Here is a 25,542-nt window from a genome sequence, read left to right as displayed (position 1 = left end):
TGTCAACGGTGTTGTCATTTCTGCTGACGAACCTTGGTAAAGTTCCGCCATGGCGAAGAACACCGCGTCCGCGGCCCCGACCGAGCGGTCCGGGGGCGACGCCGCCCGGCAGCCCACGCGGCGGGAGCGCAGGACCCTGCGGCAGGAGGCGGCGGTGAACGCCGCGTTCACGCTCGCCGAGCGGGAGGGTGTCGCCGGCCTGACGATGCGCAGGCTCGGCCAGGAACTCGATGTCGACGCGGCCGTGCTCTACCGGCTGTTCCGCGACAAGGACGAGCTGCTCCTCGCCGTGTGCGAGCGCACCATCGAGACGATCCTCGGCGAGATCGGCGAGGTGCCGGGCGACGAGCCCTGGCAGGACACGCTGCGAAGGATCGCCGAGGCCACCTGGCAGGTGCAGACCCGCTTCCCGGCGATCACCGTGCTGACCTTCGCGCGCACCACGGGAGGTCCGTACGAGGCCCGGCTGGTCGAGCTTCAGCTCACCACGTTCACGCGCTCGGGGCTCGCCCCCGCCGAGGCCGTCCTGTACTACAGGACCTTCGTCGACACCGCCCTCGGACTCTGCGCCCACTCCGCGGCGCTCAGCTCACTGGATCCCGAGGTGCGGGAGAAGGACGCCACCGCGTGGACGCGGGTCTACGCGCATCTGCCCGCGGATGAGTACCCGGCCACGCGGGCACACATCGACCAGCTCAGCTCCGTCAGTCAGAAGGCCCTCTACGACACTGCGGTGGAAGCGGTCATCGCCGCGATCGAGCGGGCCGCCGGTGGCAGTTGACCCAACGCCCGAGGTCCGCGCGTCGAGCACCGCTAGCGCAGCGTGATGTACGGCTCGAAGGCATCCAGCAACAGCTCGCGCATCCGCGTCGCGTCCATGTCGCCCGTCCCCGCGAGGACCTGGATGGCCATGCCGTCGACCATGCTGGTGAAGCGGCTGGCCATGGCCTCCGCGTCCGCGCCCTGCGCCATCCCCTCGCGCTGGCAGGTCCGCAGCAGGTCGAGGACGATCTCGCGCCAGCGGACGTGGACGCCCTTCTGTCCTTCCCTGAGCGTCGGGTCGAGGATGGCCTCGTTCCACGACTGCACCCACACCGACCATTCGTCGGCATCCTCTTCGGTGGTCGTCAGCTGCACCTCGATCAGCCGGCGCAGCTTCTCGACGGTGGTGTCGGCCGTCCTGAACTCCTCTTCGAGGCGCGCGTGGAAGCGGTCGGCGTAGAAGACGAGCGCGGACCGCAGCGCGTGATCCTTCGTCGGGAAGTGGTAGTGGACCGTGCCGGTGCTGGTGCCGCATGCGCGGGCGATGTCGGCGACCCGTACCTTGTGGAACCCGCGGCGGGCGATGAGGCGGGCGGTGGCTTCCAGGATCTGGGCGCGGCGCAGGTCGGCGTCCACGGCGTCGGCGCGGCGGCGCACGGCCTGCCCGCCACCCGTGGCGGGCGGCCTTCCCGCGCCGGTGCGCAGATACCGCTGCGACACCTTGCCGACCTGCGCGATCGCGGCGACCTCGTGGTCCTGGAGGCGGCGGTTGCCGCGCAGGGCCTTGGACAGGGCGGTGGGATCCATGCCCACGCGGTCGGCGAACTCCCGCTGGCTGATGGGCGCCGAGAGCACCACGAGCCGCGCCCGGTCCGCCAGGGTCGCGGTGTCGTCCGCGATGTCCTCCGGCCCGCCTTGGATCGACGTCATTGAGCTGGGTCCGTTCAGCCTTCCGCTTGCGATGAGAGTGCCGACACGACCTCGTCGGCCGCTCGCAGGCCCGACGAAATGGCGCCGTCGATGTAGCCGTTCCACACACTAGCCGTCTCGGTTCCGGCCCAGTGCACGGTCCCGGTGGGTTCCCGCCAGCCGCGCCGCCCGTATCCCGTCCAGCCGCCGGGGGTTACGTACGCCTCGTAGCCGCCCTTCGCGAAGGTGTCCCGCGACCAGATCTTCTCCGTGTAGTCGAGCGGCCGTGCCGCCTCCTCCCCGACGACGGTGGTGAAGCTCGCCAGTACGGCCTCACGGCGGCCGGCGTCGCCGAGGTCGCTCCAGTCGGTGACCCGGTCGCCGTAGACGAATCCGACGAGGACGCCCCGGGAGGCGTCGTGGGGGGAGTTGTCGAACACGACGCCCACCGGTCCGTCGTCGTAGAGCGTGGCGACGCCCGAGAGTCCGGCGGCCCGCCAGAACGGGGAGTCGTACACCGCGTGGACCTTGGCGACGCGTCCCATCGGGCTGTGGGACAGCCAGCCGTCCCTGCTGACGGGGAGCCCCGGGGTGAAGCGGACGGTGCGGACCGCCTGTGGCGGCAGCGCGACGATGACCCTGCGGGCCTCGAACACGGTGGACGCGGTCCGGACGCGGACACCGTCCTCGTCGTACTCGATCGACCGGACCTGCTCACCGAGCCGGACACGCCGGCCGAGGAGGTCGGCTACGGCGCGGGCCGGGCCGGCGGCTCCGGTGACGAAGCGGCTGTCCTGGGCGCAGTCCCGCGTCTCCATGAGCTGCTCGTACCCGCCGGCGGCGGCAATGTAGAACAGCACATGGAACAGCGAGATCTCGTACGGCTCCGCGCACCACAGGCCCTGCACGGCGAGTGCCAGGCGGCGCCGGGCGTCCGCGTCGTCGGTCTGCGCGCGGAAGAACGACTCGGCTGTCTGGGCGTCCCACTCGGCGAACCGGGGTGTGCGCCAGGGCTGTTGGGTGTCCACGGTCCCGGCGAGCTCGTCGAGGACTTCGCTGACGCGGGTGTACTCCGCGATGCCGGGGCCGTCGGCCGGTGCCGCGCCGATGTAGGGGGCGGTGCCGCCGTCGTGCCACACCTCGACGTGCTTGCCGGTCTCCCAGGTCGGGAAGGTGGCGCAGCCGAAGCGGTCCGCGAGGGCGAGCAGGTGTGTCTGGGTCGGGCCGACCCACTGGCCGCCGTGATCGAGCGTCACGCCGGCGGGCCGGGTCTCGGTGAGCACGCGGCCGCCCACGCGGTCGGCCGCCTCGACGAGGGTGAAGTCGACGCCCGTGTCATGGAGTTGAAGAGCTGCGGCCAGTCCCGCGTAGCCGCCGCCCACGACGACCACCTCGGATTCGACCAGGTCCATTTCGGTCTGTTCCCACATGGCCGCAGAGCATGTCGCAAGACTGATCCATCAGTCAATCGTTGCGATAAATCCGTCCGGAAGTCTTGACATGCCCCGCACCGCCAGCATCATTGACCCACGCATCAATCTTGCGATTCGCCACCCACCCCGGACAGGGGGTCCGCCCATGGCAACGTCACCTGACACCACTCCGGAAGCCGCACCCGACAGCTCGCAGGAAAAGGGCCTGCGCACCGGTGCGCTCGGCATGACCACGAGCCTGATCCTCTCGGTGGCGTCCGCCGCCCCCGCCTACAGCCTCGCCGCGACCCTCGCGTTCATCGTCGCCTTCGTCGGCTTCCAGGCGCCGTCGATCGTCGTGCTCGCGTTCGTCCCGATCCTCTTCGTCTCCTTCGGCTACGCCGCTCTCAACCGCCAGGAGCCGGACTGCGGAACCATCTTCACCTGGGCCACCCGCGTCCTCGGCCCACGCGTCGGCTTCATGGGCGGCTGGGCCATCATCACCTCGTTCACCCTGGTGATGGCGAGCCTGGCCCAGGTCGCCGGCCAGTACGTCTTCATCCTCTTCGGCGCGAAAGGCATCGGCTCCGACCCGTCCAGCCCCTGGGTCCTCCTGGCGGGACTGGGCTGGATCGCCCTGATGACGGCCGTCTGCTACCGCGGCATCGAAGTGGCCGCCGCCGTCCAACGCGCCCTGCTCTTCCTCGAGTTCGCGATGCTCGCGGTCTTCTCGGTGGTCGCGCTCGTACGCGTCTACACCGGGAACGCCGGTGCCGGCGCACGGCATCCGCACTGGTCCTGGCTCAACCCGTTCGAGGTCTCCTCACCCAGCGCATTCGTCAGCGGCCTCGTCCTGATGCTGTTCATCTACTGGGGCTGGGAGACCGCGCTCACCGTCAATGAAGAGACCACCGACCGGCACCGGACACCCGGCGTCGCCGCCGTCTCCTCCACGGTCATGCTGCTCGTGCTCTACCTCGTCGCGACCGTGGCGACCCTGGCCTTCGCCGGCACCGGCACGACCGGCACGGGGCTCGGCAACCCCGACAACTTCGGTGACGTCTTCTCCGCCATCGGCAAGGCCGTCTTCGGCGACAGCGGCTTCGGGTCCTTCCTGTGGCATCTGCTCGTCCTGATGGTGCTGTCCTCCGCAGCCGCGTCCACCGAGACGACCGTGCTCTCCCTGGGGCGCACGCTCCTGGCGATGGGCGGCCGCGGAGCCGCGCCGCGCGTCTTCGCGAAAGTCCACCCGCGTTACTCCGTCCCGCAGTTCAGCACCATCGCCACCGGGGTCGCGGGAGCGGTCTGCTACGTCGTCATGAACTTCCTGAGCCACGGTCAGGTCATCGGCGACGCCGTGTCCTCCTGCGGACTCATGATCGCGTTCTACTACGGCCTCACGGGCCTCACCTCGGCCTGGGCCCACCGCACCCAATGGCGGCGCAGCGCCGCCGACTTCTGGCTGCGCCTCACCCTGCCCGCGATCGGCGGCCTGATCCTCGTCGCGGCCGGGCTGTGGAGCCTGAAGAACGACTGGGACCCGGTGAACAGCTACACGTCCTGGACCCTCCCCTTCGCACCCCACTGGCGCGTCGGCGGAGTCTTCGTCATCGGCGTCGGGACGCTGCTCCTCGGCTACCTGCTGATGCTGGCCTACGGGCGCATCGCACCGCGGTTCTTCACCGGGGCGCCGAAGGGGACCGCGGCCGTCGCCGAGCACCGGCCCCCGCACGAGCGCATCTCCCGCTGAACGTCACAGCCCCTCAGCAACCCTCCCACCACGGAGCTCGCCATGCCCTACCCCGTACGCGACGCGCTCGGCCTCTCCGCCGAGCAGCACGACTTCATCCGGCTCGCCCGCGACTTCGCCGCCGCCCAGATCCGCCCCCGCGCCCGAGCTGTCGACGACGCCCGGACCGAGTCACCGCTGGACCTGTGGGACAAGGCCGCAAGGACAGGCCTGGCCGCTTTCATGATCCCGGCGGAGTTCGGCGGCGGCGGAGTGACCGACATGGTCACGCAGGTGCTCGTACAGCAGGAGCTGTGCCACGGCGACATCGCCATCGGCAATCTGCTGACCTCCAGCGGCTTCTTCGCCGATCCCATTCTCGAACTCGGCACGCAGGCACAGAAGGAGCGGTGGCTGCGGCCGCTCACCACCGGCACACCCCCGTTGACCGCCCTCGCCGTCACCGAACCCGACCACGGTTCGGACGCCGCCGGCATCCGCACGCGCGCCGTGCGCGACGGAGATCACTATGTGCTCAGCGGCCAGAAGGCCTGGATCTCCAACGCCCCTTACGCACAGCGGTTCGTCGTGTTCGCCACGGTCGACCCGTCGCTCCGAGCGCGCGGCGTGACCGCGTTCGTCATCGACCGGGACGCGCCCGGACTGACCGTGGGCAAGCCGATGCGCAAGATGGGGCAGCGCGCCATCGTCAACGCCGAGGTGTTCCTCGACAACGTACGGGTCCCCGCGGCCGACCGGCTCGGCGCCGAGGGACAGGGCTTCCTGGGCCTGATGCGCACCTTCGACGCCTCACGCATCCTGATCGGCGCGTCCTGCGCGGGCCTCTGCCGGGCCGCGCTGGATCTGGCCGTGGAGTACGCCCAGGAGCGCGTGCAGTTCGGCGTGCCCATCATCGAGCACCAGGCGGTCGCGTTCCGGCTCGCCGACATGGCGACCCGCGCCGACACCGCCCACCTGGTGACGATGCGCGCGGCTCGCCTCTTCGACCAGGGCGAGAAGGTCACCGCGGAGTCGGCGATGGCGAAGCTGACCGGCTCGGAGAACGCCATGTTCAACACGTGGGCCGCCGTGCAGACGCTGGGCGGCTGGGGCTACTCGCAGGAGTTCCTGGCCGAGAAGTGGATGCGCGACGCGAAACTTGAAGAGATCGAGGAAGGCACCTCCGACATCCAGCGGCTGGTCATCTCCAGGGCGCTCGCGAAGTCATGACCACTCTCGACGTCTTCCGCGCCCCGGAGTCGGTCGCCGTCGTCGGCGCCACCGACAACCCGGCCAAGTGGGGCCACTGGCTCGCACGCGGCGCCGTCGCGGGCGCGCACCGGCGCCGCGTGCACCTGGTCAACACGCGCGGCGGCGAGGTCCTCGGCCGCCTCAGCCACCCGAGCCTCGACGCGCTGCCCGAGGTCCCCGATCTGGTCGCCTTCGCCGTCCCCGCCTCCGCCCTCGCCTCCGGAGTCCGAGATGCCGTCGCTCTCGGCGTGCCCGGTCTGCTAGCGATCACAGCGGGCGTCGAGGACGAGGCCGCGATCGGTGACGTGATAGCGGCGAGCACGACCCGGCTGCTCGGTCCGAACTGCCTCGGTCTCTACGACGCGTCGGGCGAACTGGAGCTGGCCTGGGGGCGGTTCACGCCCGGCAGCCTCGCGATCGTCTCGCAGAGCGGACAGCTGGGCCTGGAGATCGCGGGGATGGCCGCGAGCGCCGGCATCGGTGTCTCCAGGTTCGTCTCCGTCGGCAGCCAGCTCGACGTGTGCGCCGCCGAACTGCTCACCGACCTGGCCCACCACGAAGCCACCCGCGTCGTCGCCGTCTATCTGGAGAGTTTCGGCGACGGCGAGCGGCTTCTGGACGCTCTGGAGCGCCTGCGCGAGGCGGGCAGGCCGGTGCTCCTGCTGACGGTCGGTGCCAGCAAGGCCGCACGGCAGGCGGCCCGTTCGCACACCGGCTCCATGACATCGGGCATCGATGTCGTGGATGCCGCCTGCCGGACGGTCGGTGCGGTACGCGTCGAGTCACCGGTCCAACTCGTCGACACAGCCCAGCTGTTGCTCCGGTCTGCGCCTGTACGAGGGCGCCGGGTCGCGATCGTGGCCGACAGTGGCGGGCAAGGGGCCGTCGCCGCGGACACCGCGTCCCGGCTCGGCCTGACCGTCGTCGGGTTCCCCCCGGAGGTCCAGGAGCGCCTGGCGGCCCGGCTGCCGCCGCACGCCGCGCTCGCGAACCCTGTCGACCTCGCCGGTGCGGGCGAGGAGGACATCTCCACGTACGCGTCGACTCCGGCGGTGCTCGCCGACACCTCGGTCACCGACGCCGTGGTCCTCAGCGGTTACTTCGGCAGCTACGGCCGCGACATCCCCGGACATCAGGCGGCCGAGTCGGAGGTCGCGCGGGCCATCGGCTCACTGGCCGCCGAGCGGGCGATACCGGTCGTGGTCCACTCAATGGCCGAACACACTGAGACCGTACGGGAGTTGCACGCGGCCGGGGTGCCGACCTTCGCCGACATCGAGGCGGCGTTGAGGTCGGTGGCGACAGCGCACCGCTTCACTCGGGCGCCCCGTCCGCGCGAGCTTCGTGCACCCGGGCGGGAGCATCAAGTGCCACTGGGATCCGGGTACATGGCAGCTCGGCGGCTTCTGGCCGATGCCGGCGTCCCGTTCCCGCCCGCGGTCGGGATCGTGCCGGGAACGGCGGATCCCCGCGCCGCGATGCGCCCCCTCTCGGCACCGGTCGTACTCAAAGCCGACTGGCTGGAGCACAAGACCGAGCACGGCGGTGTCGCGACCGGACTGCACGATGCCGCCGCGCTCGGGGCCGCGTACGGCGACATGGTGGCGCGGCTGGGGTCTCACGGGTACGTGGTCGAGGAGATGGACCGGCGCACCGATGTGGTCGAGGTGATCGTCGCCGCGCGGCGTGACCTGTCGTTCGGGCCGGTCGTCATGGTCGGCGCCGGCGGAGTGCAGGCCGAGCTCACCCAGGATCTCGCCCTTGAGCTGGCCCCCTGCTCCCAGGACACCGCGCGCGAGATGATCCGCCGGCTCCGGTCATGGCCACTCCTGTCCGGCTGGCGCGGCAAACGGCCGGTCGATGTCGACGCGCTGGCGGCGGTCGTCGTCGCTGTCTCCGAGCTGATCGCCGACCGTGGCGACATCGGCGAGATCGAGCTCAACCCGGTCCGTGTCTCACCGGAAGGAGCCCTCGCGGTCGACGCCCTGGTCATAGCGGCACCGGCCCCCGACAGCCCTTCCAGTCCATGACCGCGTCCGGCCGGCGACCACCGGCCGGAACCCGGTGTTCACAAACTCGACCATGTAGAGGTCTAGCCCCAGACCATTAAATGTCGGCACTCTTGCGCCCGTTGTGTCAGGACGTAAGCGTGAGACAAGGGTGAACCGATGACACCGATCAGCCGCAGGGGTTTTGTCGCGCTGGGCGCCGGGATCGCGGCCGGCGCCGCGCTGCCCGCCACCAGGGCGGGCGCAGCCGCCACGGGCACCGTCAAGGACGTCAAGCACGTGGTGATCCTCATGCAGGAGAACCGCAGCTTCGACCACTACTTCGGCCGCCTCAACGGCGTCCGCGGGTTCGGCGACCGCAGCGGCATCACGCTCTCCGGCGGGCAGCCCGTGTTCAACCAGCCGAGCGGGCTGGGCCGCCAGTACCCGTGGAAACTCAGCGCCACCCCGGCCGCGGGCGGCGTGGACGGCGAGACGCTCGCCCAGTGCAACGGCGACCTGCCGCACAGCTGGTCCTCCCAGCACTCCGCGTGGAACAAGGGTCGGCTCGACCACTGGGTCGCCGGTGTCGGCAACGTCCGCAGCCTCGGCTACCTGGACCGCGACGACATACCGTTCCACTACGCGCTGGCCGACAACTACACCATCTGTGACGCCTACTTCAGCTCCACTCTCAGCGCCACCGGACCCAACCGCACCTATCTGTGGAGCGGCAAGGTCGACGACTCCAGCCACGACGGCGGCGACGAGTCGGGGCTGACCTGGGAGACGTACGCCGAGGCCCTCCAGCGGGCCGGCGTGAGCTGGAAGGTCTACCAGAATGCCAATGACAACTACGGTGACAACGGTCTCGCGTACTTCTCGAAGTTCGCCGCCGCCGAGCCCGGCGACCCGCTGCACGACCGCGGCATGGGCTCCGTCCCCGCGGTGACCGGTTCCACGCCCGACGACATCGCCGCCGCGATCAAGGCGGACGCGCTGGCCGGCCGGCTTCCCCAGGTCTCCTGGGTCGTCGCCAACCAGGCGTTCTCCGAGCACCCGTATGCCCCGCCCGGCGACGGAGCCCACTTCGTGGACCTCGTCCACCGCGCCCTGGCGGCCTCCCCCGAGGTCTTCGACTCGACCGTCCTCTTCCTCAACTACGACGAGAACGACGGCTTCTTCGACCACGTACCCCCGCCGTCACCCCCCGCCGGCACGGCCGGCGAGTTCCTCGACGGAACCCCCTTCGGCCTCGGCTTCCGCGTCCCGATGGTCATCATGTCTCCCTGGACCAGGGGCGGTTGGGTCTCGTCGGAGGTCTTCGACCACACGTCCGTGCTGCGGTTCCTGGAGACCTGGACGACCGCCCTCGGCACTCCGGCCACCTGTCCCAACATCAGCGCGTGGCGCCGCAAGGTAACCGGCGACCTGACCGGCGCGTTCGACTTCGCCAGGCCCGTGTACGGCATGCCGTCCGGCCTGCCCGCCACCAAGGTCATCGGGTACGACACCTGTGGCCCGCTGCCCAACCCCGCGCCGCAGACGAACGCCCTGCCCACGCAGGAGGCCGGCACCCGCCCCGCGCGCGCCCTGCCCTACCAGCCGAACGGAAACCTCGACCACTTCGAGTTCGGCGCCAGCGGCAAGATCCTCGCCTGGTTCTCCATGGCCAACCAGGGCTCCCCGGCACGCAGCGCCGCCCACCTCTCCATCCACCCGAACGCCTACCGCGACACGACGCCGTGGCAGTACACGGTCGACGCGGGCGGCACGGCCACGGACTTCTTCAACATCGGCGCGGGCTCCGGGTCGGGCGCGTACGACATCACGATGGCCGGACCGAACCGCTTCCTGCGCCGCTTCAAGGGCGACGCCACGAAGGCGGGCAAGGCGATCGAGGTCGCCGCCCGGTACGCCGTCGAGTCCGGCACCGGCAAGATGGCCATCTGGTTCAAGCTGACCAACTCGAGCTCCGCATCGGCCCAGTTCACCATCACGTCGAACAACTACCGCTCGGACGGCCCGTGGAACTACACGGTCCCCGCCGGCGGCTCGACGGAGGACTTCTTCAACGCCGTGGCGAACCAGAAGGGCTGGTACGACTTCACGATCACGTCCAGCACGGACACGACGTGGTCCCGCCGCTACACAGGCCACATCGAGACCGGCTCGGCGTCCGTCAGCGGCTGATTCCCGGCCGCGCCCGCGGCGACCGGTCGGCCTGGAGCGCCCTGCCCGGCCCCGTCACAGGCCCGGGGCCCGGCCCGGGCTCCGGCCGACCGGTCAGCGACTGAAACTGATCGTTCTTGACCGTTTCTCGCGAGGGGGTACGGCCTGGAGCAGCCGCACGGCAGGATAGGCCCGTGGTAGGCAACCTTCCCGTCATGACGACCAGTTTCGTCGGCCGCGACAGCGAACTGGCCGCTGTCGGACGGGCGTTGAAAGAAAACCGGCTGGTCACCCTCACCGGCAGCGGCGGTGTCGGAAAGAGCCGCCTCGCGCTGGGCGCCGCCGAGGAGGTACGGGGCGCGTACGCGGACGGGGCCTGGTGGGCCGACCTCTCCCATCTCTACGACGACCGTCTGTTCACCGCCACGGTCTGCGACGCCGTCGGTCTCCTGGACCACAATCCGCGCGAACCCATCGACGCGCTGAGCGAATGGCTGGCCGGGCGGCGCGTCCTCCTCGTCCTCGACTGCTGCGAGCGCGTCCTCGACGCCTGCTGGGAGTTGGTGACCGAACTCCTCACCGCCGCCCCGAACCTGACCGTCCTCGCCACGAGCAGACAGCCTCTCGACGTCCCGGAAGAGCACTGCATCGAGGTGGCCCCCCTCTCCACGGGCGACGACGAGGGCGGCTGCGACGAGGCGGAGCGCCTGTTCCGCGAGCGGTGCGCCACGGCCGCGCCCGGCGTCCCGCTCGACTCCCCCGGCGCCGCCGAGACGATCTCCCGTATCTGCCGCCGCCTCGAAGGCATCCCCCTGGCCGTCGAGCTGGCCTGCGCACGGCTGCGCGAGAACAGCCTCGACGAGATTGCCGAGCGGCTGACCTCACGCCTGGACACCCTCGTCGACGACACGATCTGGCCCAAGCGCCACCGCGCCCTGCGCACCGCGATCGGCTGGAGCCACGAGCTGTGCGCCCCTCTCGAACGCCTCGTGTGGGCCAGGCTCTCCGTCTTCCACGGCCCCGTCGACGAGGCGGACGCCCGGTCCGTCTGCGCCGGCGGCCCCCTCGACACGGACGAGATCCCCACGATCCTTGAACGTCTCGCCGACCAGTCGGTCCTGCAACGGGACGGCACCCGCTTCCGGATGCTCGACACGGTGCGCGAGTACGGCGCCCTGTGGCTCGACGAACTCGGCGAGCAGCGCACCCTGGCCGAGCGCCACGCCGCTCATTTCGCCGGGATCGTCGAGCAGGCCGAGGCCGGCTGGCTCAGCGACCGGCAGGTGGCCTGGTACACCCGGATCTCCGACAGTCACGCCGACGTCCGCGCCGCACTCGACCACCTCTTCACCGCGAACGCCGACACGGCCGTCGAAATGGCGGGGCGCACGGGCCTGTTCTGGCCCTGCTGCGGACACCTGCACGAGTCGCGTGACTATCTGGAACGCGCCTTGAGGCTGGACACGCCCCGGGGTCCGTCCCGCACCCGCGCCCTGTGGGCGCTCGGCATCACCCTCACCCTGCAGGGCGACCACCAGACCGCCCTGCGGATCGGCGAGCAGTGCGCCCTCGCCGCGCAGCAGGACGACACACCTGAGTCCGTACTCTTCGCCGCCCACACCCTCGGCCTCACGCATCTCATGACGGGGCACCCGCAGGACGCGTACGACGTGAGTGAGCACGCCCTGAACACCTGCGCCGACACCCCGCCGACCGGCGCCCCGCAGCTCTGCTGCCTGGTGATCAGGGCCTTCGCCCTCTCCGCGCTCGGCCGGCTCGACGAGGCGCACGAGAAGGCCACCAGCCTGCGCCGGCTCAGCCACGAGTACGGCGAACACTGGGCGCGGTCCTACGCGGACCACCAACTCGCCTTCATCAACCTCCTCCAGGGCCGCCCGCACGAGGCCGAGGTCCACGCCCGAGCCATGCTCACCAGCAAGCACAACCTCAACGACAACCTCGGGATCGCCCTCGGCCTCGACCTGCTCACCGGGGCGAACGCGGCCCAGGGCAACGGAGTCGAAGCCGCCCGCACCTCCGGCACGGGCCACGCCTACTGGCGCATGCTCGGCCACCCGAATCGCGGCACCCCGGAGCTGTCCGAGATCCGCGACCAGTGGGAGCAACAGGCCCGCAAGGCGGCCGGCGACACCGCGTACGACACCGCGTACCACCGCGCCCTGACCGACGACGCCGAGCACGGCCTCGCCCACGCGCTCCAGGGGCACGCCGGCCCCTGACAGCGCCTTGCCGCCCATGGCGGACTACTCGTTGTGCAGCACCTTGGCGATGGTCAGGCGCGCTGCCGACCTCGGGGGGATCAGCGCGCCGAGGACGGCGAGAACGACGGCCGCCATGGTCAGCAGGGAGCGGCCCCTGCGGGCACACCGGCTGGCCGAGGTCGAGGCTGACGGCGCGTGGCACCGGGTTGCGCCGAGGCGGCGCTGGACGCGCAGCCCGCGTCCGGCCCGCGGCGCACTACCCGCGGTGATGGCCTGTGCCGCGGAGAGCCGGTGTGCCCGCAGGGCGGGGATCAGCGCGGCCACGCCCGGCGCAGGCTCGGCGGCCGGCCGAGTCGGACGATGTTGCGAAGGCGGCGGTCGCCCTCGTTCTGGCAGACCGAAGCTACTCAGCGCAGTACGGCCGCCAGCAGGTCGGCGCCCAGCGCCGTCAGATCGGGCAGATTGAGGGTGTAACGGACGTAACGACCCTGTCGCCGGGTCGTGAGCAGGCCCGCGCGGCGCAGGACAGCGAGGTGACGGGAAACCTCCGGGGGTGAAAGTTCCCAGGCGTGGGCCAGCTCGCCGTTGGTGTGCGGGCCGCGGGCCAGGGTGCGCAGCAGCCGCAGCCGTACCGGATGCGCGAGTGCCTCCAGCCGTAGCGTGACCGTTTCCAGCGATACCGGCTCCGCCGGACTCGGCTCGGCCACGGGGTACTGCACCACCGGCTGCCACCCGGGCGCGTGGACCACCACCAGGTGTGGACGGCCGAAGACGCTGGGGAGAAAGGTGACCCCGGTACCGTGGGCGGCCGTCGCATTGTCCTGCAGCTTGTCCACGATGATGCAGTTGCCGTCCGACGCCAGGGTGACGGCGCCGGAGACCGACGCGAGTGCCGCCCCGATGCCCTGGCGCTTCAGCAGGTCGTTCTTCAGGCGCAGGTCGGTGGCGAGCTGCACGGCGACGCCCGTCCAGGCCGCGTCGAAGAAGGCTTCGGCGCACTGTTCGAGGGTGTGACGCACCCGCGCCCGCACGGCGGCCGGGTCCGCGAGCAGCCGTTCCGCGAAGGCCTCTTGGAGCGCGCCGCGGGCCTGGGCCAGGTCCAGGGCCCGCTCGCGCGCCGTCGCGTCGGCGAGCGGCGACGGCGCGGCGAAGTGGACCCGGTTGCTGCCGCACGTGGTGATGAGCGCGGCGGTCACATAGGTCTCATCGTCGATCCGGTCCACATCGTCCAACTCCTCGGCGAGGGTCTGCCGGGGACGAGCGGGGACCAGGAAGTCGGCTCGTGAGGAACGCCAGAGGAACTCCGCCTCCCTGAGCCGCTCGGCCAGCTCCGGCCGCAGCCCGGCCCAGACGTCCCCGGCCCAGCCGGCGAGCTGCGGGTGATGCGCGGGTTCGGCCAGCACGTGCAGCATCGCGGTCAGCTCGGCCAGCGGGGAGGCAGCGAACCGCAGCCGCCCGGACGGCAGGCCGCCGATGTCGATCCTCAACGTCATCCCCTCATCATCGCCGGTCGGACGGCCGACGAACGCGTCGATTGACGGTGTCCGTCAACCGACATGGCCGGCCCGGCGGCCGAACGCACCGTTGACGCCATGGCAACCACCACCAAGCTCCAGCCGCGCGCCCTCGTCCGTGCCTCCGGAGGCCCCCGCTATGCCGTCGCCCTGGCCGTGGACGCGCTCGGCACCGGCCTGCTGCGGCCCTTTCTGCTGCTCTACGGGGTGAACGTGCTGAGGCTGTCCCCGCCGGCCACCGGCATCGCCATGACGGTCGGCATCGTCATGGGCCTGGTATGCATGCCCGCGGTCGGCCGCTGGCTGGACCGGGGCGCACGCAGCACGGTCGTGGCGGCGTCGATGCTGGTACGGGTGCTGGGCGTGGCGCTGCTGCTGACCTCCCCGGCAGGGCACACCGGGCTGTTCACGACGGCGGCACTCTTCCTCGGCATCGGCAACCAGGCATGGCCGGCCGCCCATGCTGCCCTCGTGGCCACGGTCGCCCACGGCCGCGAACGCGACGCCGCTCTCGCGGCAGGCCGCGCCCTGCGCAACGCCGGCCTGGGCGCGGGAGCCCTCCTCGCCACCGCATGCCTGACGGGCGGCACCACCGCACTGCAGGCGCTGGCAGCCGTCACCGGGCTCGCCTATCTCACTGCGGCAGCCTTGGCCTGGTCGGTCCACCTGCACACGCATCCGGCCGCTGCTTCGGTCAAGGACAGGGCCCACGGGCCCGCACCTCGGATGCGCGCGCTGCTGGCCGCCAACGTGGTCTACGTCTTCTGCCTCAACGTCCCCGAAATCGCGCTCCCCCTGGTCCTGGTGACACAGTTGCACGCATCCCAGGTGTGGTCGGGAGCCATCTTCGTGGCGAACACGGTGCTGGTGGTCACCCTGCAGGTTCCCGTCACCGTCCTGCTGTCCCGCTTCTCCCGGCGGACCGTGCTGGCTCTTGCCGGCGTGGTACTCGCCGCGTCCTACCTCGGCTTCCTCGCGGCCACCTCACTGGGACACGGCTGGATTGCCCCGGCCGTCGCCTCGGTGTCCGTGGTCTGCACCATCGGCGAGATCATCTATGCCGGCAGCGCCACCGCGCTCGTCACCGCCCTCGCCCCGGCCCCTGTCCTGGGACGCGCCCTCGCCCGCTTCCAGCTCTCCACGGGCTTCGGCCTCGCCGTCTCCCCGGCGGTCATCACCGCTCTCGCCTCCCGCGGCTCGGCCGCCCTCTGGGGCAGCCTCGCCGCTGCGACGCTCCTCTCCGCCTCCGCCGTCGCCACCGAGAAGGATCAAGGAACGCGGCTCAGCGGTTGCTGCCGCCGGGCGCGAGCAGGCTCGTGAGCTCGGCGATCGCCTCGGGGGACGGCTCGCCACGGCCGTACGCCCGGTCGACACCGGTGACGCGCAGCTCACCCCCTCGATCACCCGCCGCCTCGTGGAACGCTTCGCCTCCGGCACCGCCGGCCCCGCCTCAGCTCCCTCAACTCCAGCCGTCCACCGCGACCTTGCCGTCCTCACGCCACGCGAACGCGAAGTGCTGACGCTCGGCGAGGCGACGGTGAAGACCCACGTGGCCCGGATCTTCGCCAAGCTGACGCTGCGCGACCGGGCCCAGACCGTCGTCCTCGCCAACGAGACCGGGCCGGTCTCCCCCAGGCCGTAGGACCATTTGTGTACCCCGACCCGCCGACACGTCCGCAGGCTCGAACGGTGACACGGTCCGCCATACGCTCACGCAGTGTTCAACGTGCCCGCTCTGGTCAAACGCCTGGTGATCGGCCGCGCCATGCGCAGCGAGGAGCTGGGCGGGACTCTGCTCCCCAAGCGCCTCGCCCTGCCGATCTTCGCCTCCGACCCGCTCTCGTCGGTGGCGTACGCGACCCAGGAGATCCTGCTCGTCCTCACCCTGGGCGGACTCGCCTATCTGCACTTCACGCCGTGGATCGCCGGGGCGGTGGTGGCACTGATGACGGTGGTCGTGCTCTCGTACCGCCAGGTCGTGTACGCGTATCCGAGCGGCGGCGGCTCCTACGAGGTCGCGTCCACCAACCTAGGCCCGTCGGCCGGCCTTGTGGTCGCCGCCTCGCTGCTGGTCGACTACGTGATGACGGTGGCGGTGTCCGTCGCCTCCGGCGTGGACAACATCATCTCGGCGCTCCCGGCGCTGAACGACTACCGCGTCCTGCTGGCCGTCGGCTTCGTCGCCCTTCTCGCCGCGATGAATCTGCGCGGCGTCCGCGAGTCCGGCCACGCCTTCGCCGCACCCACGTACCTCTTCGTCGGCGGCGTACTGATCATGGTGATCACCGGGCTGATCCGGTACGCCCTGGGGGACGCGCCGGTCGCCGAGACCGCCGCGTACGGCATCGCTCCCCAGAAGTCCGACGCGCATCTCGCGGGCCTGACCCTGGTGATGCTCGTCCTGCGCGCCTTCTCCTCGGGGTGTACGGCGCTGACCGGTGTGGAGGCGATCTCCAACGGCGTACCGGCCTTCCGCAAACCCAAGTCGAAGAACGCCGCCGTCACGTTGGTGGCCATGGGGGGCATCGCCATCGCCATGTTCGTCGGTGTCACGACGCTCGCGCTGATCTCCAAGGTGCACGTCACGGACGACGCGTGCCGGCTGACGGGACTCGACGGGGACTGCGGGAGCTACACGCAGCGCACGGTCATCGCGCAGGTGGCGGCAGCGGTGTTCGGCGGTGAGCACAGCGTCGGCTTCTTCTTCATCCAGGCCGCCACCGCTCTCGTCCTGATCCTGGCCGCGAACACCGCGTTCAACGGCTTCCCGATGCTGGCCTCGATCCTCGCCAAGGACCGTTTCCTGCCGCACCAGTTGCACAACCGGGGTGACCGGCTGGCCTTCTCCAACGGCATTCTCGCGCTGGCCGTCGTCGCCGCAGCGCTGCTCTGGGGCTTCAAGGCCAACGTCACCAGCCTCATCCACCTCTACATCCTGGGTGTGTTCACCTCGTTCACCCTTTCCCAGCTGGGCATGGTCCGGCACTGGAACCAGGAGCTGGCCACCGAGCACGACCCCGTGGTGCGCCGCCGCCACCACTCGACCCGGGCCATCAACGCCCTCGGCGCGTGCGTCACCGGCCTGGTCCTGGTGATCGTGCTCGCCACGAAGTTCACCGAGGGCGCCTGGCTGGCCGTTCTCGCCGCTACGGTGCTGTGGCTGATGATGCGCGGCATCCGCCGCCACTACGACGCGACGGCCGCCGAGCTGGCCGTCGAGGATCCGCACGCCGAACTCACCTCCCCCTCAAGGGTGTTGGCGATCGTCCTGGTCTCCAGGCTGCACAAGCCCACGATGCGCGCCCTGGCCTACGCCCGAGCCTCCCACCCCGACCAGCTGGAGGCGTTGACCGTGTCGGTCGACCGCGACGAAGTCGCCGCCCTGCGCGAGAGCTGGGACGAGTACGACATCGACGTACCGCTGAAGGTCATCGACTCCCCGTACCGCGAGGTGACGCGACCCGTCGTCGAGTACGTGCGGGCCATCCGCCGGGACAGCCCCCGCGACATCGTCGCCGTCTTCATCCCCGAGTACGTGGTCGGCCACTGGTGGGAGAACCTGCTCCACAATCAGTCCGCGCTCTGGCTCAAAAGCCGCCTTCTGTTCACGCCCGGAGTGATGGTGACGAGCGTCCCCTGGCAGCTCACCTCGTCCGCACACGCCAACCACCCTGCCCGTCGCGCGCCCGGTTCCGTGCGCCGGGGCGAACCACAGCGTCCGCGGGCCGGAGCGGGCCGTTCGCGCGGCACCGGGCACGGCTGACGCACCGGGTACGCCATCGATCCGGTGTCGCACGGTGTCCCAGTGACGGCATCCCGCCAAATCTGACGCAAATGAGCGTTGGGCCGGCACGCATGAGCAGGTAAGCAGGGGACATGTACCTCCTGCCGATGAAATTTGGACCACTCAACGCAAAAATCGAAGTCCTAGCAGTGGCCCTCGTCCTCTTCGCCATCGTCTTCCTCTGGTTCAAGCGCTTCCTGCCCCGCATCAACCAGGTGCTGGCCGAGCGCGCCGACCGTACGGAAGGCGCCCTGGAACGCGCCGAGGCGATCCATGCGGAAGCCTCCGCCGAGCACGCCGGCGCGCAGGCCCTGCTCGCCGAGGCCCGTCGCGAGGCCGCCAGGGTCACGCAGGCGGCGCGCGAGGAGGGTGCGGCGCTGATCGCCGCCGCCCGCGAGGACGGAATGCGCGAACGCGAGGCGATACTTGCCGACGGCCAGGCCCGTATCGAGGCCGAACGCATCGCGGCGGAGGCCGAACTGCTCCTCACCGTCCCCGAACTGGCCGCCGACCTGGCGAGCCGCATCATCGGCGAACGCGTCCCGGCGGCGGCGCCCTCGAACCCCTGACCCCCGCTCGCCGTGGCGCCACAGGGGGCCGCAGATACGAACCAGGGCCCGGATCCATTGGATCCGGGCCCTGGTCGGCAGTAGCGGGGACAGGATTTGAACCTGCGACCTCTGGGTTATGAGCCCAGCGAGCTACCGAGCTGCTCCACCCCGCGTCGGTAGACACCACCCTACGCCATGGGAGCAGCTACTCCCGACCACCACCTGCCAGGACGGCAGGCACCGCTACCGCCAGGGGCTACGCGCCGCTCGCCTTGAGCATGTCCTCACGCTCGACGATCTTCACGCGCTCACGGCCTTCCGGCTCGCCCAGCGCCTTCTCCGCGGCGTCAAGGCGGTACCACCCGTCCCACGTCGTGTAGCGCACGTTCCGCTCGTCGAGGAACGCGTCCACCGCCGCCGGGTCGGGCGATGAGGGAGTGCTCAGACGGCCGTTCTCGCGGTCGTCCAGGAGGCTGGCGACCGTCTCGTTGGCGTCGCCCTTGGTGTGGCCGATCAGGCCCACGGGACCGCGCCGGATCCAGCCCGTGACGTACGTCGACTGAAGGTGCTCGCCGGACTCCTCGATCACCCGGCCGCCCTTGTCCGGAACGGTGCCCGAGGCCAAGTCCCAGGGCAGCTTGGGGAGTTCGTCGGACAGGTAGCCCACCGCGCGGTAGACGGACCTGACGTCCCAGTCCTTGAACTCGCCGGTTCCCTTGACGTTGCCGGTGCCGTCGAGAGCGGTCCGCTCGGTGCGCAGGCCAGTGACTTCGCCGTTCTCGCCGAGGATCTCGGTCGGGGACTCGAAGAAGTGCAGGAACAACTTGTGCGGCCGGGTGCCGACGTCGCGGATGGCCCAGTTCTCGAGCGTCTTGGCGACCATGTCGGCCTGCTTGTTGCCGCGCCGGGTCGCGATCGAGCCGTCGTCGTAGTCGATGTCCTCGGGGTCGACGATGACCTCGATGTTCGGGGAGTGGTCGAGCTCCCGCAGCTCCATCGGGCTGAACTTCGCCTGCGCCGGACCACGGCGGCCGAAGACGTGGACCTCCAGGGCCTTGTTCGCCCTGAGGCCGTCGTAGACGTTCTGCGGAATCTCGGTCGGCAGCAGCTCGTCCGCCGTCTTGGCCAGGATGCGGGCCACGTCGAGCGCGACGTTGCCGACACCCAGGACCGCGACCTTCTCCGCCTCGAGGGGCCAGGTCCGCGGCACGTCCGGGTGACCGTCGTACCAGGAGACGAAGTCGGCCGCGCCGTACGAGCCGTCGAGGTCGATGCCCGGTATGTCGAGCGCGCGGTCGGCCGTCGCGCCCGTGGAGAAGATCACCGCGTCGTAGAACGAGCGCAGGTCGTCCAGGCTGATGTCGCCCGGGTAGTCCACGTTGCCGAACAGGCGGATCTGCGGCTTGTCGAGGACCTGGTGCAGGGCCGTGATGATGCCCTTGATCCGCGGGTGGTCCGGTGCGACGCCGTACCGGATCAGACCGAACGGCGCAGGCATCCGCTCGAAGAGGTCGATGGACACACCGGGGTCTTCGGCCACCGCGGATTTCAGCAGCGCGTCAGCGGCGTAGATACCGGCAGGACCGGCTCCCACAACGGCTACCCGCAGAGGGCGAGGCATGATCAGGTTCCCTTCGTGGCATGGGCACTCAACGGGAAGCCTAAACTAAGGCAAACCTTAGTTAGTAGTCGGGTTGGACCTATGGACCCATAAGGCTGCCTTATGGGTCTCTGCGGGTGGTCCTTATGGGTCGCCGCAGGCAGCTGCCCACTGATAGCGTCGCACGCACGTTTTCTACCGAGGAGGTGAGTCCCGTCAACGCTGTTTCAGGCTGGGTGCTCTCCTCCCGCACGGTGATGCGGTTCACCTGACACAGGTGGCTCCGGGAGTGCCCGCAGGCATCCCGAAAGGTTATGAACCTATGCGACTCCCCCACCTCGACGACGTCACCACCTTCTCCGCGCACGACGGCACCCGGCTCGCGTACCGCGCTCTCGGTGACGGAACTCCCTTGATCTGCCTGCCGGGTGGGCCGACGGACTCCGAATACCTCGGCGATCTCGGGGGCCTGAGCGCGCACCGGCAGTTGATCAGGCTCGACCTGCGGGGCACAGGCCTGTCGGCCGCGCCGGAGGACCCGACGTCGGGCCGCTGCGACCGGCTCGTCGACGACGTCGAGGCCCTGCGCGAGCATCTCGGCCTGGAGCGGATGGACGTACTCGCGCACTGCGGTGGCGCGAATCTTGCCGTCCTGTACGCGGGGCGCCATCCGGAGCGGGTCGGCAAGCTCGCGTTGATCACGCCGAGTGTCCGGGCGGTGGACCTCACGATCACGGGCGACCTGCGGACCGAGACCGCGCAACTGCGCCGTGGCGAACCGTGGTTCCCGTCGGCGTTCCAGGCCTTGAAGAGGGTCGCCACCGGCAACGCGACCGACGAGCACTGGAAGGCCATCGCCCCCTTCTCGTACGGCCGTTGGGACGAGACGGCGCAGACCCATCAGTCCGCCGGGGACGAGCGGATGAACATGGAGGTCGTGGCCGCCTACGGCGCGCCCGGCGCATTCGACCCGGATGCGACCCGCGCCGCCCTGGCGCGGTTCACGTCCCCAGCGCTCTTGCTCGCCGGCGAGGTCGACCTCGGGGCGCCTCCGCGCACCATGGGCGAATTCGCCAAGCTGTTCCCGCACGCCGAGCTCGTCGTCCAACCCGGAGCCGGACACTATCCGTGGCTCGACGACGCGGACCGGTTCGTGACGGCCACGGCGGGCTTCTTGGGGTAGGTGGAAAGGTGCGTGCGAGGCTTTCTCGGCGCCGCGAGCACATGAACGTCAGTTGTCGGAGTAGCTGAAGTCGCCCACCGTCCAGGCGCTCACGTCCTGGATCGCGACGCGGTACATGCCACCCGTCTCGGGGATGCCGACGCTGCCCTGGAGGATCCGGGCCACATGGAAGTGCAGATGAGTGGGCGCGGGGCCGCCATCGGTCTCGCCCCGCTTGCGCTCATCGGGCTTCCCGTCGGCGGTGAAGATCTCCGAGAAGGAGCCGAGGTGGTCCGAGTCCGTCAGGACCTCCGAGACGCGTTGCCTCCACACGGCCTCGGGGGCGAGGCGTCCGGTGATCACAGCGCCGCTGGTGACCACAGTCAGGGACATCTGATTGCTCTGCCCGGACTCCACCATGACGGCGATGTCGACGAGCAGTTCGTCAGGGTTCGACATGAGAGCGGATTCTAACGGCAGACGTCCCCCGGGACGCCCCCGACGCCCCACTTCCTCAGGGAGCCCGAACTCAGTGGCTCGAGCTCACCTGCTCGGCCTCACGCGCGCCGGCTCGGCTTCTCCGGCTCGCCGGCGCACATCTCACGGCCGAGGCCACGGCCGGCCGCCCAGTCGCTCGATGTCCATGTTGAAGCGCCTCAGGTAGGCGGTGAAGGCCGCGATGTCCTCGTCCGCCCAGTCGTTCATGACGCGGTCCAGGCTGCCCACGATGTGATCGCGCTCCTCGTCGAGGACGGCCGCACCCTTGTCCGTGATGCGGAACTTGCGGGCCATGCCGCCGTCGGGATCAGGGATGCGCTCCACCAGCCCGGCGCGCATCGCGGCGGCGGTCTGCCGGTTCAGGGTGGAGGCGTCGAGCCCGAAGGCGTCGCTGAGCTCACCGATGGACATGGGCCCCTGCACGCGAATGCGGCTCAGCAGGATGTAGGCGCTGCGCTCAAGGGTGCCGTTCTCGGGGCGCCCGCCTTTGTGGTGCACGAGTCCGTGCCGGCTGAGCAGCATCTGCTCGTACTCGAGCTCGTACGTGGGCCTGGCCATGCGTCTGCCGCCTCCTGCTGTCGTTCCCCGCGGCGTCGCACCGCGCGTCCGTGCACACCCCCGCGCCAATCGTCGCACAGCCAAATGTAGTCACCACACAATGTGCGCCATACATTGGATGTGTACGATGCACATCGGCCGGTGTCCCGGTCGAAGCCCCGCAGATTCCCGAATCCTGCAGACACACAAGGAGTCCCCTGATGGACGCCCCCCAGCCGACGGCCCGCGCCGGCGGCGTGGTCGCCACTCTGGCTTTCGCCGGCACCACCGCCGCGATCATGCAGACCCTGGTCACGCCGCTCATCGCGGAGCTGCCCAAGATCCTTCACACCACCTCGTCGAACGCCGCCTGGGTCATCACCGTGACGCTGCTGGTGGGAGCCGTATGCGTGCCGGTCACCGGCCGTCTCGGCGACCTGGTCGGCAAGCGCCGCATGCTGCTCGTGTGCTCGGTCCCGCTCATGGCGGGTTCCGTGGTGTGTGCGCTGTCGTCGTCCGTAGTGCCGATGATCGTCGGCCGCGGCCTGCAGGGCATGGGGATGGGGATGGTGCCGTTGGGCATCGCCCTCCTGCGGGACGTGGTGACGAAGGAGAACCTCAGCTCCTCGATCGCCCTGGTCAGCGCGTCCATGGGCATCGGCGGCGGCCTCGGCCTGCCCATCGCCGCCGCGGTGGCCCAGTACGCCGACTGGCGTGTCCTGTTCTGGGGTTCGGCCGTGCTTGCCGTACTGATCGCCGCGCTGATCTGGTTCCTCATCCCCGACGTCCCGGCGAGCGCCAAGGGTCAGCGCTTCGACGCACCCGGCGCGCTCGGCCTCGGCGTCGGCCTGGTCTGCCTCCTCCTCGCGGTGTCCAAGGGCGCGGAGTGGGGCTGGGGCTCGGCGACGACGCTCGTACTCTTCGCCGCGGCCGTCCTCGTACTACTGGGCTGGGGCTGGTGGGAGACGCGCACCCGGGACCCGCTGATCGACCTGCGCACCACCGCCCGGCCTCGCGTGCTGTTCACGAACGTCGCCTCGGTCTTCGTCGGCTTCGGTATGTACGCGAGCATGCTCGTGATCCCGCAGCTGCTGCAGTTCCCCGAGGCGACCGGCTACGGCCTGGGGCAGTCGATGCTCGCGGCGGGCCTGTGGATGGCGCCCGGCGGCATCATGATGATGATCGTCTCCCCGCTCGGCGGGAAGCTCACCGATGCCCGCGGCCCGAAGTTCACGCTCATCTGCGGTGTCCTGGTGATCGCTGCCGGATACGGTCTGTCGCTCGTGCTGATGGGGTCCGGCCTGGGGCTCATGGTGGTGTGCATGGTCATCAACAGCGGCGTCGGTCTCGCCTACGGTTCCATGCCCGCGCTCATCATGAGCTCGGTGCCGCTCGCGGAGACGGCTGCCGCCAACGGTTTCAACACGCTCATGCGCTCCCTCGGCACCTCGGTCGGCGCCGCGGTGATCGGCGTGATCCTTTCCCAGATGACGACCACCATGGGCGGCTACAGCTTCAGCTCCGAGGCCGGTTTCCGTACGGCGCTGATGGTCGGTGGAGGCGTCGCCCTCGTGGCCGCGCTGATCGCGGCGGTCATCCCGGCCGTACGCGCCACGCCCGTCGAAGCGGGCACCGAACCGGCTGCCGCCCCTGCGGAGGTCAAGGCGTAGGCGGGGCCCCCTGCGAAAACTGGACTTGCAGGTCCAATTTCATCGGCGCACAGTCGGTCTTGCGGTCCGGATCAACGGACCGCCGGGCCGGGTTGGGGCGGCGTTCCCGACCGGCTCGGTGAGCGGGAGTACCGAGACTGAGGAGAACCGGCCATGAGTGGACGACTGCAGGACAAGACCGCACTCGTCACTGGGTCAACCAGCAACATCGGAAAGGCGATCGCCGAGGCGTTCGCCACCGAGGGGGCCCACGTCGTCGTATCGGGGCGCAATCGGGAGCGCGGCCGGCACGTGGTCGAGGACATCCGTGCGGCCGGCGGGCGGGCCGACTTCGTCGAGGCCGACCTCGACGGCAGCGCGGATGCCTCCCGCCGCCTCGCCGAGCAGGCCCGTGCGGTGCTGGGCGGGCGCCTCGACATCCTGGTCAACAACGCGGGCATCTACCCGCCCGGGACCACCACCACGACGGACGAGAAGACCTTCGACCACGTCTACGCGGTGAACGTGAAGGCGCCGTTCTTCCTGACCGCGACAGTCGCCCCCGACATGGCGCGCGACGGTGGCGGAGTCATCATCAATCTCGGCTCGTGGATCGCGCGCCTGGGAATTCCCGTGGGGTCGCTGTACAGCTCCACCAAGGGAGCCGTGGAGACACTCACGCGCGCGTGGGCGGCGGAGTTCGGTCCGCAGGGGGTGCGGGTGAACGCGATCTCGCCCGGCGTGATCGTCCCCCGAGCAGCCGAGGGCAGCGAGCCGCATCCGGGCGAAATCATGATGAAGGGCACGCCGTTCGGCGCCGTCGGAACGCCCGATGCCATCGCGCACGCCGCGGTCTGGCTGGCCTCGGACGAGTCGGCGTTCGTCCACGGCACGGTCGTGGACGTCGACGGAGGCCGGGCCGGCGCCGCCGTGATCGCCGCATAGCCCCGGCCGACGCCTGTTCCTGGCGGAACCGTCGCGTCCGGGAAACGTCAATGGCCTAGCGTGGCCCCACAGTTCGAGTGGGCGCCACGCTCGCTCGTTGCCCACCCCCGGCGATTGCGACGTGATCACTGCATGCACCTCCGCCCCAGCACCCCCCGCCCCGCGCCTTCCCAGGGTGAACGCGCCCTGCAGGCCCACATGGGTACGAGCGAGCGCGCCGATGACTTCTACGACCGTCAGGTCCGGCCGCGTCTGACACCGGCCATGAATGAGTTCATCGCCCGGCAGACCATGGTGTTCCTGTCCACGGCGGACGCACGTGGCCACTGTGATGCCAGCTTCCGGGCAGGCCCACCAGGGTTCGTCGCCGTTCTGGACGACCTCCACCTGGCCTACCCGGAGTACCGGGGCAACGGAGTCATGGCCAGCGCGGGCAACATCACCGAGAACCCCCATATGGGCCTGCTCTTCATCGACTTCACCCATGACCACATAGGGCTGCATGTGAACGGATCGGCCCAACTGATGGGCGATCGTGAGCTACGGGCCATCTGCCCCACGCTGCCGAGGGATTCGGCCCCGGGGCGGCAGGCCGAGATGTGGATATACATCACCGTCCAGGAGGCCTACGTCCACTGCTCCAAGCACATTCCCCACCTGGAACCCGCGCACCAGCCGAATCGAAGGGCCCCGGGGCGACCCAAGGACGGCGACTACTTCACCGAGGAGATGACCCACGCCTGCCTGGGACAGGGATAGGCCAAGTCCCGGCAGGTCCACGCCGCTTCCCGCGGCGAGAGGCATGACCTGAGCGGACTGGGGCACACGCTCTGGACGGGGCCGACACGAAAGGCAGG

The 25,542-nt window shown here is 70.2% G+C and carries 20 protein-coding genes, 1 tRNA gene and 1 pseudogene; 14 read left to right on the top strand and 8 right to left on the bottom strand.

What is annotated here, in order from left to right:
• Window positions 1–49: 49 nt before the first annotated feature.
• Window positions 50–781: a TetR/AcrR family transcriptional regulator gene (locus tag OG698_RS43000; RefSeq protein WP_406109583.1), complete on the top strand. Its 732-nt coding sequence runs from the start codon at window positions 50–52 to the stop codon at window positions 779–781.
• A gap of 32 nt (window positions 782–813) precedes the next feature.
• Here the strand turns inward: OG698_RS43000 and OG698_RS42995 are convergent, their stop codons facing one another.
• Together OG698_RS42995 and OG698_RS42990 are read right to left on the bottom strand one after the other, a co-directional pair.
• Window positions 814–1,692 (bottom strand): TetR family transcriptional regulator C-terminal domain-containing protein, encoded by an 879-nt coding sequence (locus OG698_RS42995; protein WP_406109582.1) that lies wholly within the window; start codon window positions 1,690–1,692, stop codon window positions 814–816.
• 14 nt (window positions 1,693–1,706) lie between these two features.
• Complete coding sequence (locus tag OG698_RS42990; protein WP_406109581.1) at window positions 1,707–3,101, bottom strand: flavin monoamine oxidase family protein; 1,395 nt, start codon at window positions 3,099–3,101, stop codon at window positions 1,707–1,709.
• Between the two features lie 148 nt (window positions 3,102–3,249).
• Here OG698_RS42990 and OG698_RS42985 point away from each other — a divergent pair, with 148 nt between their 5' ends.
• From OG698_RS42985 to OG698_RS42965, 5 genes are all read left to right on the top strand, one after another.
• Complete coding sequence (locus OG698_RS42985; RefSeq protein ID WP_406109580.1) at window positions 3,250–4,833, top strand: APC family permease; 1,584 nt, start codon at window positions 3,250–3,252, stop codon at window positions 4,831–4,833.
• A gap of 42 nt (window positions 4,834–4,875) precedes the next feature.
• Window positions 4,876–6,042, top strand: a complete 1,167-nt coding sequence (locus tag OG698_RS42980; protein ID WP_406109579.1) for an acyl-CoA dehydrogenase family protein — start codon at window positions 4,876–4,878, stop codon at window positions 6,040–6,042.
• Window positions 6,039–8,093, top strand: a complete 2,055-nt coding sequence (locus OG698_RS42975) for an acetate--CoA ligase family protein (RefSeq protein WP_406109578.1) — start codon at window positions 6,039–6,041, stop codon at window positions 8,091–8,093. Before OG698_RS42980 ends, OG698_RS42975 begins: the two co-directional genes overlap by 4 nt.
• Window positions 8,094–8,231: 138 nt before the next feature.
• Window positions 8,232–10,244: a phosphocholine-specific phospholipase C gene (locus OG698_RS42970; protein ID WP_406109577.1), complete on the top strand. Its 2,013-nt coding sequence runs from the start codon at window positions 8,232–8,234 to the stop codon at window positions 10,242–10,244.
• A 194-nt stretch (window positions 10,245–10,438) separates the two neighbouring features.
• Entirely contained in the window at window positions 10,439–12,463 is a 2,025-nt protein-coding gene (locus OG698_RS42965) for an ATP-binding protein (RefSeq protein WP_406109576.1), read from the top strand.
• A 24-nt stretch (window positions 12,464–12,487) separates the two neighbouring features.
• Here OG698_RS42965 and OG698_RS42960 read toward each other — a convergent pair whose 3' ends face one another.
• Both OG698_RS42960 and OG698_RS42955 read right to left on the bottom strand, forming a co-directional pair.
• Window positions 12,488–12,769 (bottom strand): hypothetical protein, encoded by a 282-nt coding sequence (locus OG698_RS42960; protein WP_406109575.1) that lies wholly within the window; start codon window positions 12,767–12,769, stop codon window positions 12,488–12,490.
• A gap of 83 nt (window positions 12,770–12,852) precedes the next feature.
• Entirely contained in the window at window positions 12,853–13,938 is a 1,086-nt protein-coding gene (locus tag OG698_RS42955) for a DUF5937 family protein (protein WP_406109574.1), read from the bottom strand.
• A 99-nt stretch (window positions 13,939–14,037) separates the two neighbouring features.
• Here OG698_RS42955 and OG698_RS42950 point away from each other — a divergent pair, with 99 nt between their 5' ends.
• The 4 genes and pseudogenes from OG698_RS42950 (at window position 14,038) to OG698_RS42935 (ending at window position 18,312) form a co-directional block, all read left to right on the top strand.
• Entirely contained in the window at window positions 14,038–15,279 is a 1,242-nt protein-coding gene (locus tag OG698_RS42950; protein ID WP_406109573.1) for an MFS transporter, read from the top strand.
• A gap of 25 nt (window positions 15,280–15,304) precedes the next feature.
• A pseudogene (locus OG698_RS42945) lies at window positions 15,305–15,601 on the top strand (response regulator transcription factor); the annotation flags it as partial.
• A gap of 123 nt (window positions 15,602–15,724) precedes the next feature.
• The gene (locus OG698_RS42940) at window positions 15,725–17,722 is read left to right on the top strand and encodes an APC family permease (RefSeq protein ID WP_406111603.1); all 1,998 of its coding nucleotides are present in this window, start codon (window positions 15,725–15,727) and stop codon (window positions 17,720–17,722) included.
• Window positions 17,723–17,850: 128 nt separating this feature from the next.
• On the top strand, window positions 17,851–18,312 hold the full coding sequence (locus tag OG698_RS42935) for a hypothetical protein (RefSeq protein WP_406109572.1): 462 nt from the start codon (window positions 17,851–17,853) through the stop codon (window positions 18,310–18,312).
• An 81-nt stretch (window positions 18,313–18,393) separates the two neighbouring features.
• On the opposite strand, the gene OG698_RS42930 is transcribed toward OG698_RS42935, so the two are convergent.
• Window positions 18,394–18,467 (bottom strand) — tRNA-Met (locus OG698_RS42930).
• A gap of 83 nt (window positions 18,468–18,550) precedes the next feature.
• Complete coding sequence (locus tag OG698_RS42925) at window positions 18,551–19,915, bottom strand: FAD-dependent oxidoreductase (protein WP_406109571.1); 1,365 nt, start codon at window positions 19,913–19,915, stop codon at window positions 18,551–18,553.
• A gap of 301 nt (window positions 19,916–20,216) precedes the next feature.
• Here OG698_RS42925 and OG698_RS42920 point away from each other — a divergent pair, with 301 nt between their 5' ends.
• Complete coding sequence (locus tag OG698_RS42920) at window positions 20,217–21,077, top strand: alpha/beta fold hydrolase (RefSeq protein WP_406109570.1); 861 nt, start codon at window positions 20,217–20,219, stop codon at window positions 21,075–21,077.
• A gap of 48 nt (window positions 21,078–21,125) precedes the next feature.
• Here the strand turns inward: OG698_RS42920 and OG698_RS42915 are convergent, their stop codons facing one another.
• On the bottom strand, window positions 21,126–21,515 hold the full coding sequence (locus OG698_RS42915; RefSeq protein ID WP_406109569.1) for a hypothetical protein: 390 nt from the start codon (window positions 21,513–21,515) through the stop codon (window positions 21,126–21,128).
• A 141-nt stretch (window positions 21,516–21,656) separates the two neighbouring features.
• Window positions 21,657–22,112 carry a MarR family winged helix-turn-helix transcriptional regulator gene (locus tag OG698_RS42910; protein ID WP_383090076.1) on the bottom strand — a complete coding sequence of 152 codons (456 nt, stop codon included), beginning with the start codon at window positions 22,110–22,112 and terminating at the stop codon, window positions 21,657–21,659.
• Between the two features lie 200 nt (window positions 22,113–22,312).
• On the opposite strand from OG698_RS42910, the gene OG698_RS42905 reads away from it, so the two are divergent.
• From OG698_RS42905 to OG698_RS42895, 3 genes are all read left to right on the top strand, one after another.
• Complete coding sequence (locus tag OG698_RS42905) at window positions 22,313–23,761, top strand: MFS transporter (protein WP_406109568.1); 1,449 nt, start codon at window positions 22,313–22,315, stop codon at window positions 23,759–23,761.
• A 153-nt stretch (window positions 23,762–23,914) separates the two neighbouring features.
• Window positions 23,915–24,685: an SDR family NAD(P)-dependent oxidoreductase gene (locus OG698_RS42900; protein WP_406109567.1), complete on the top strand. Its 771-nt coding sequence runs from the start codon at window positions 23,915–23,917 to the stop codon at window positions 24,683–24,685.
• Between the two features lie 132 nt (window positions 24,686–24,817).
• Entirely contained in the window at window positions 24,818–25,444 is a 627-nt protein-coding gene (locus OG698_RS42895; RefSeq protein WP_406109566.1) for a pyridoxamine 5'-phosphate oxidase family protein, read from the top strand.
• Window positions 25,445–25,542 lie beyond the last annotated feature (98 nt).

This window comes from Streptomyces sp. NBC_01003, from assembly GCF_045162695.1.
GTDB lineage: Bacteria > Actinomycetota > Actinomycetes > Streptomycetales > Streptomycetaceae > Streptomyces.
Note: the sequence above shows the minus strand (reverse complement) of the source record. Positions and strands in the feature narration are given on the sequence as shown.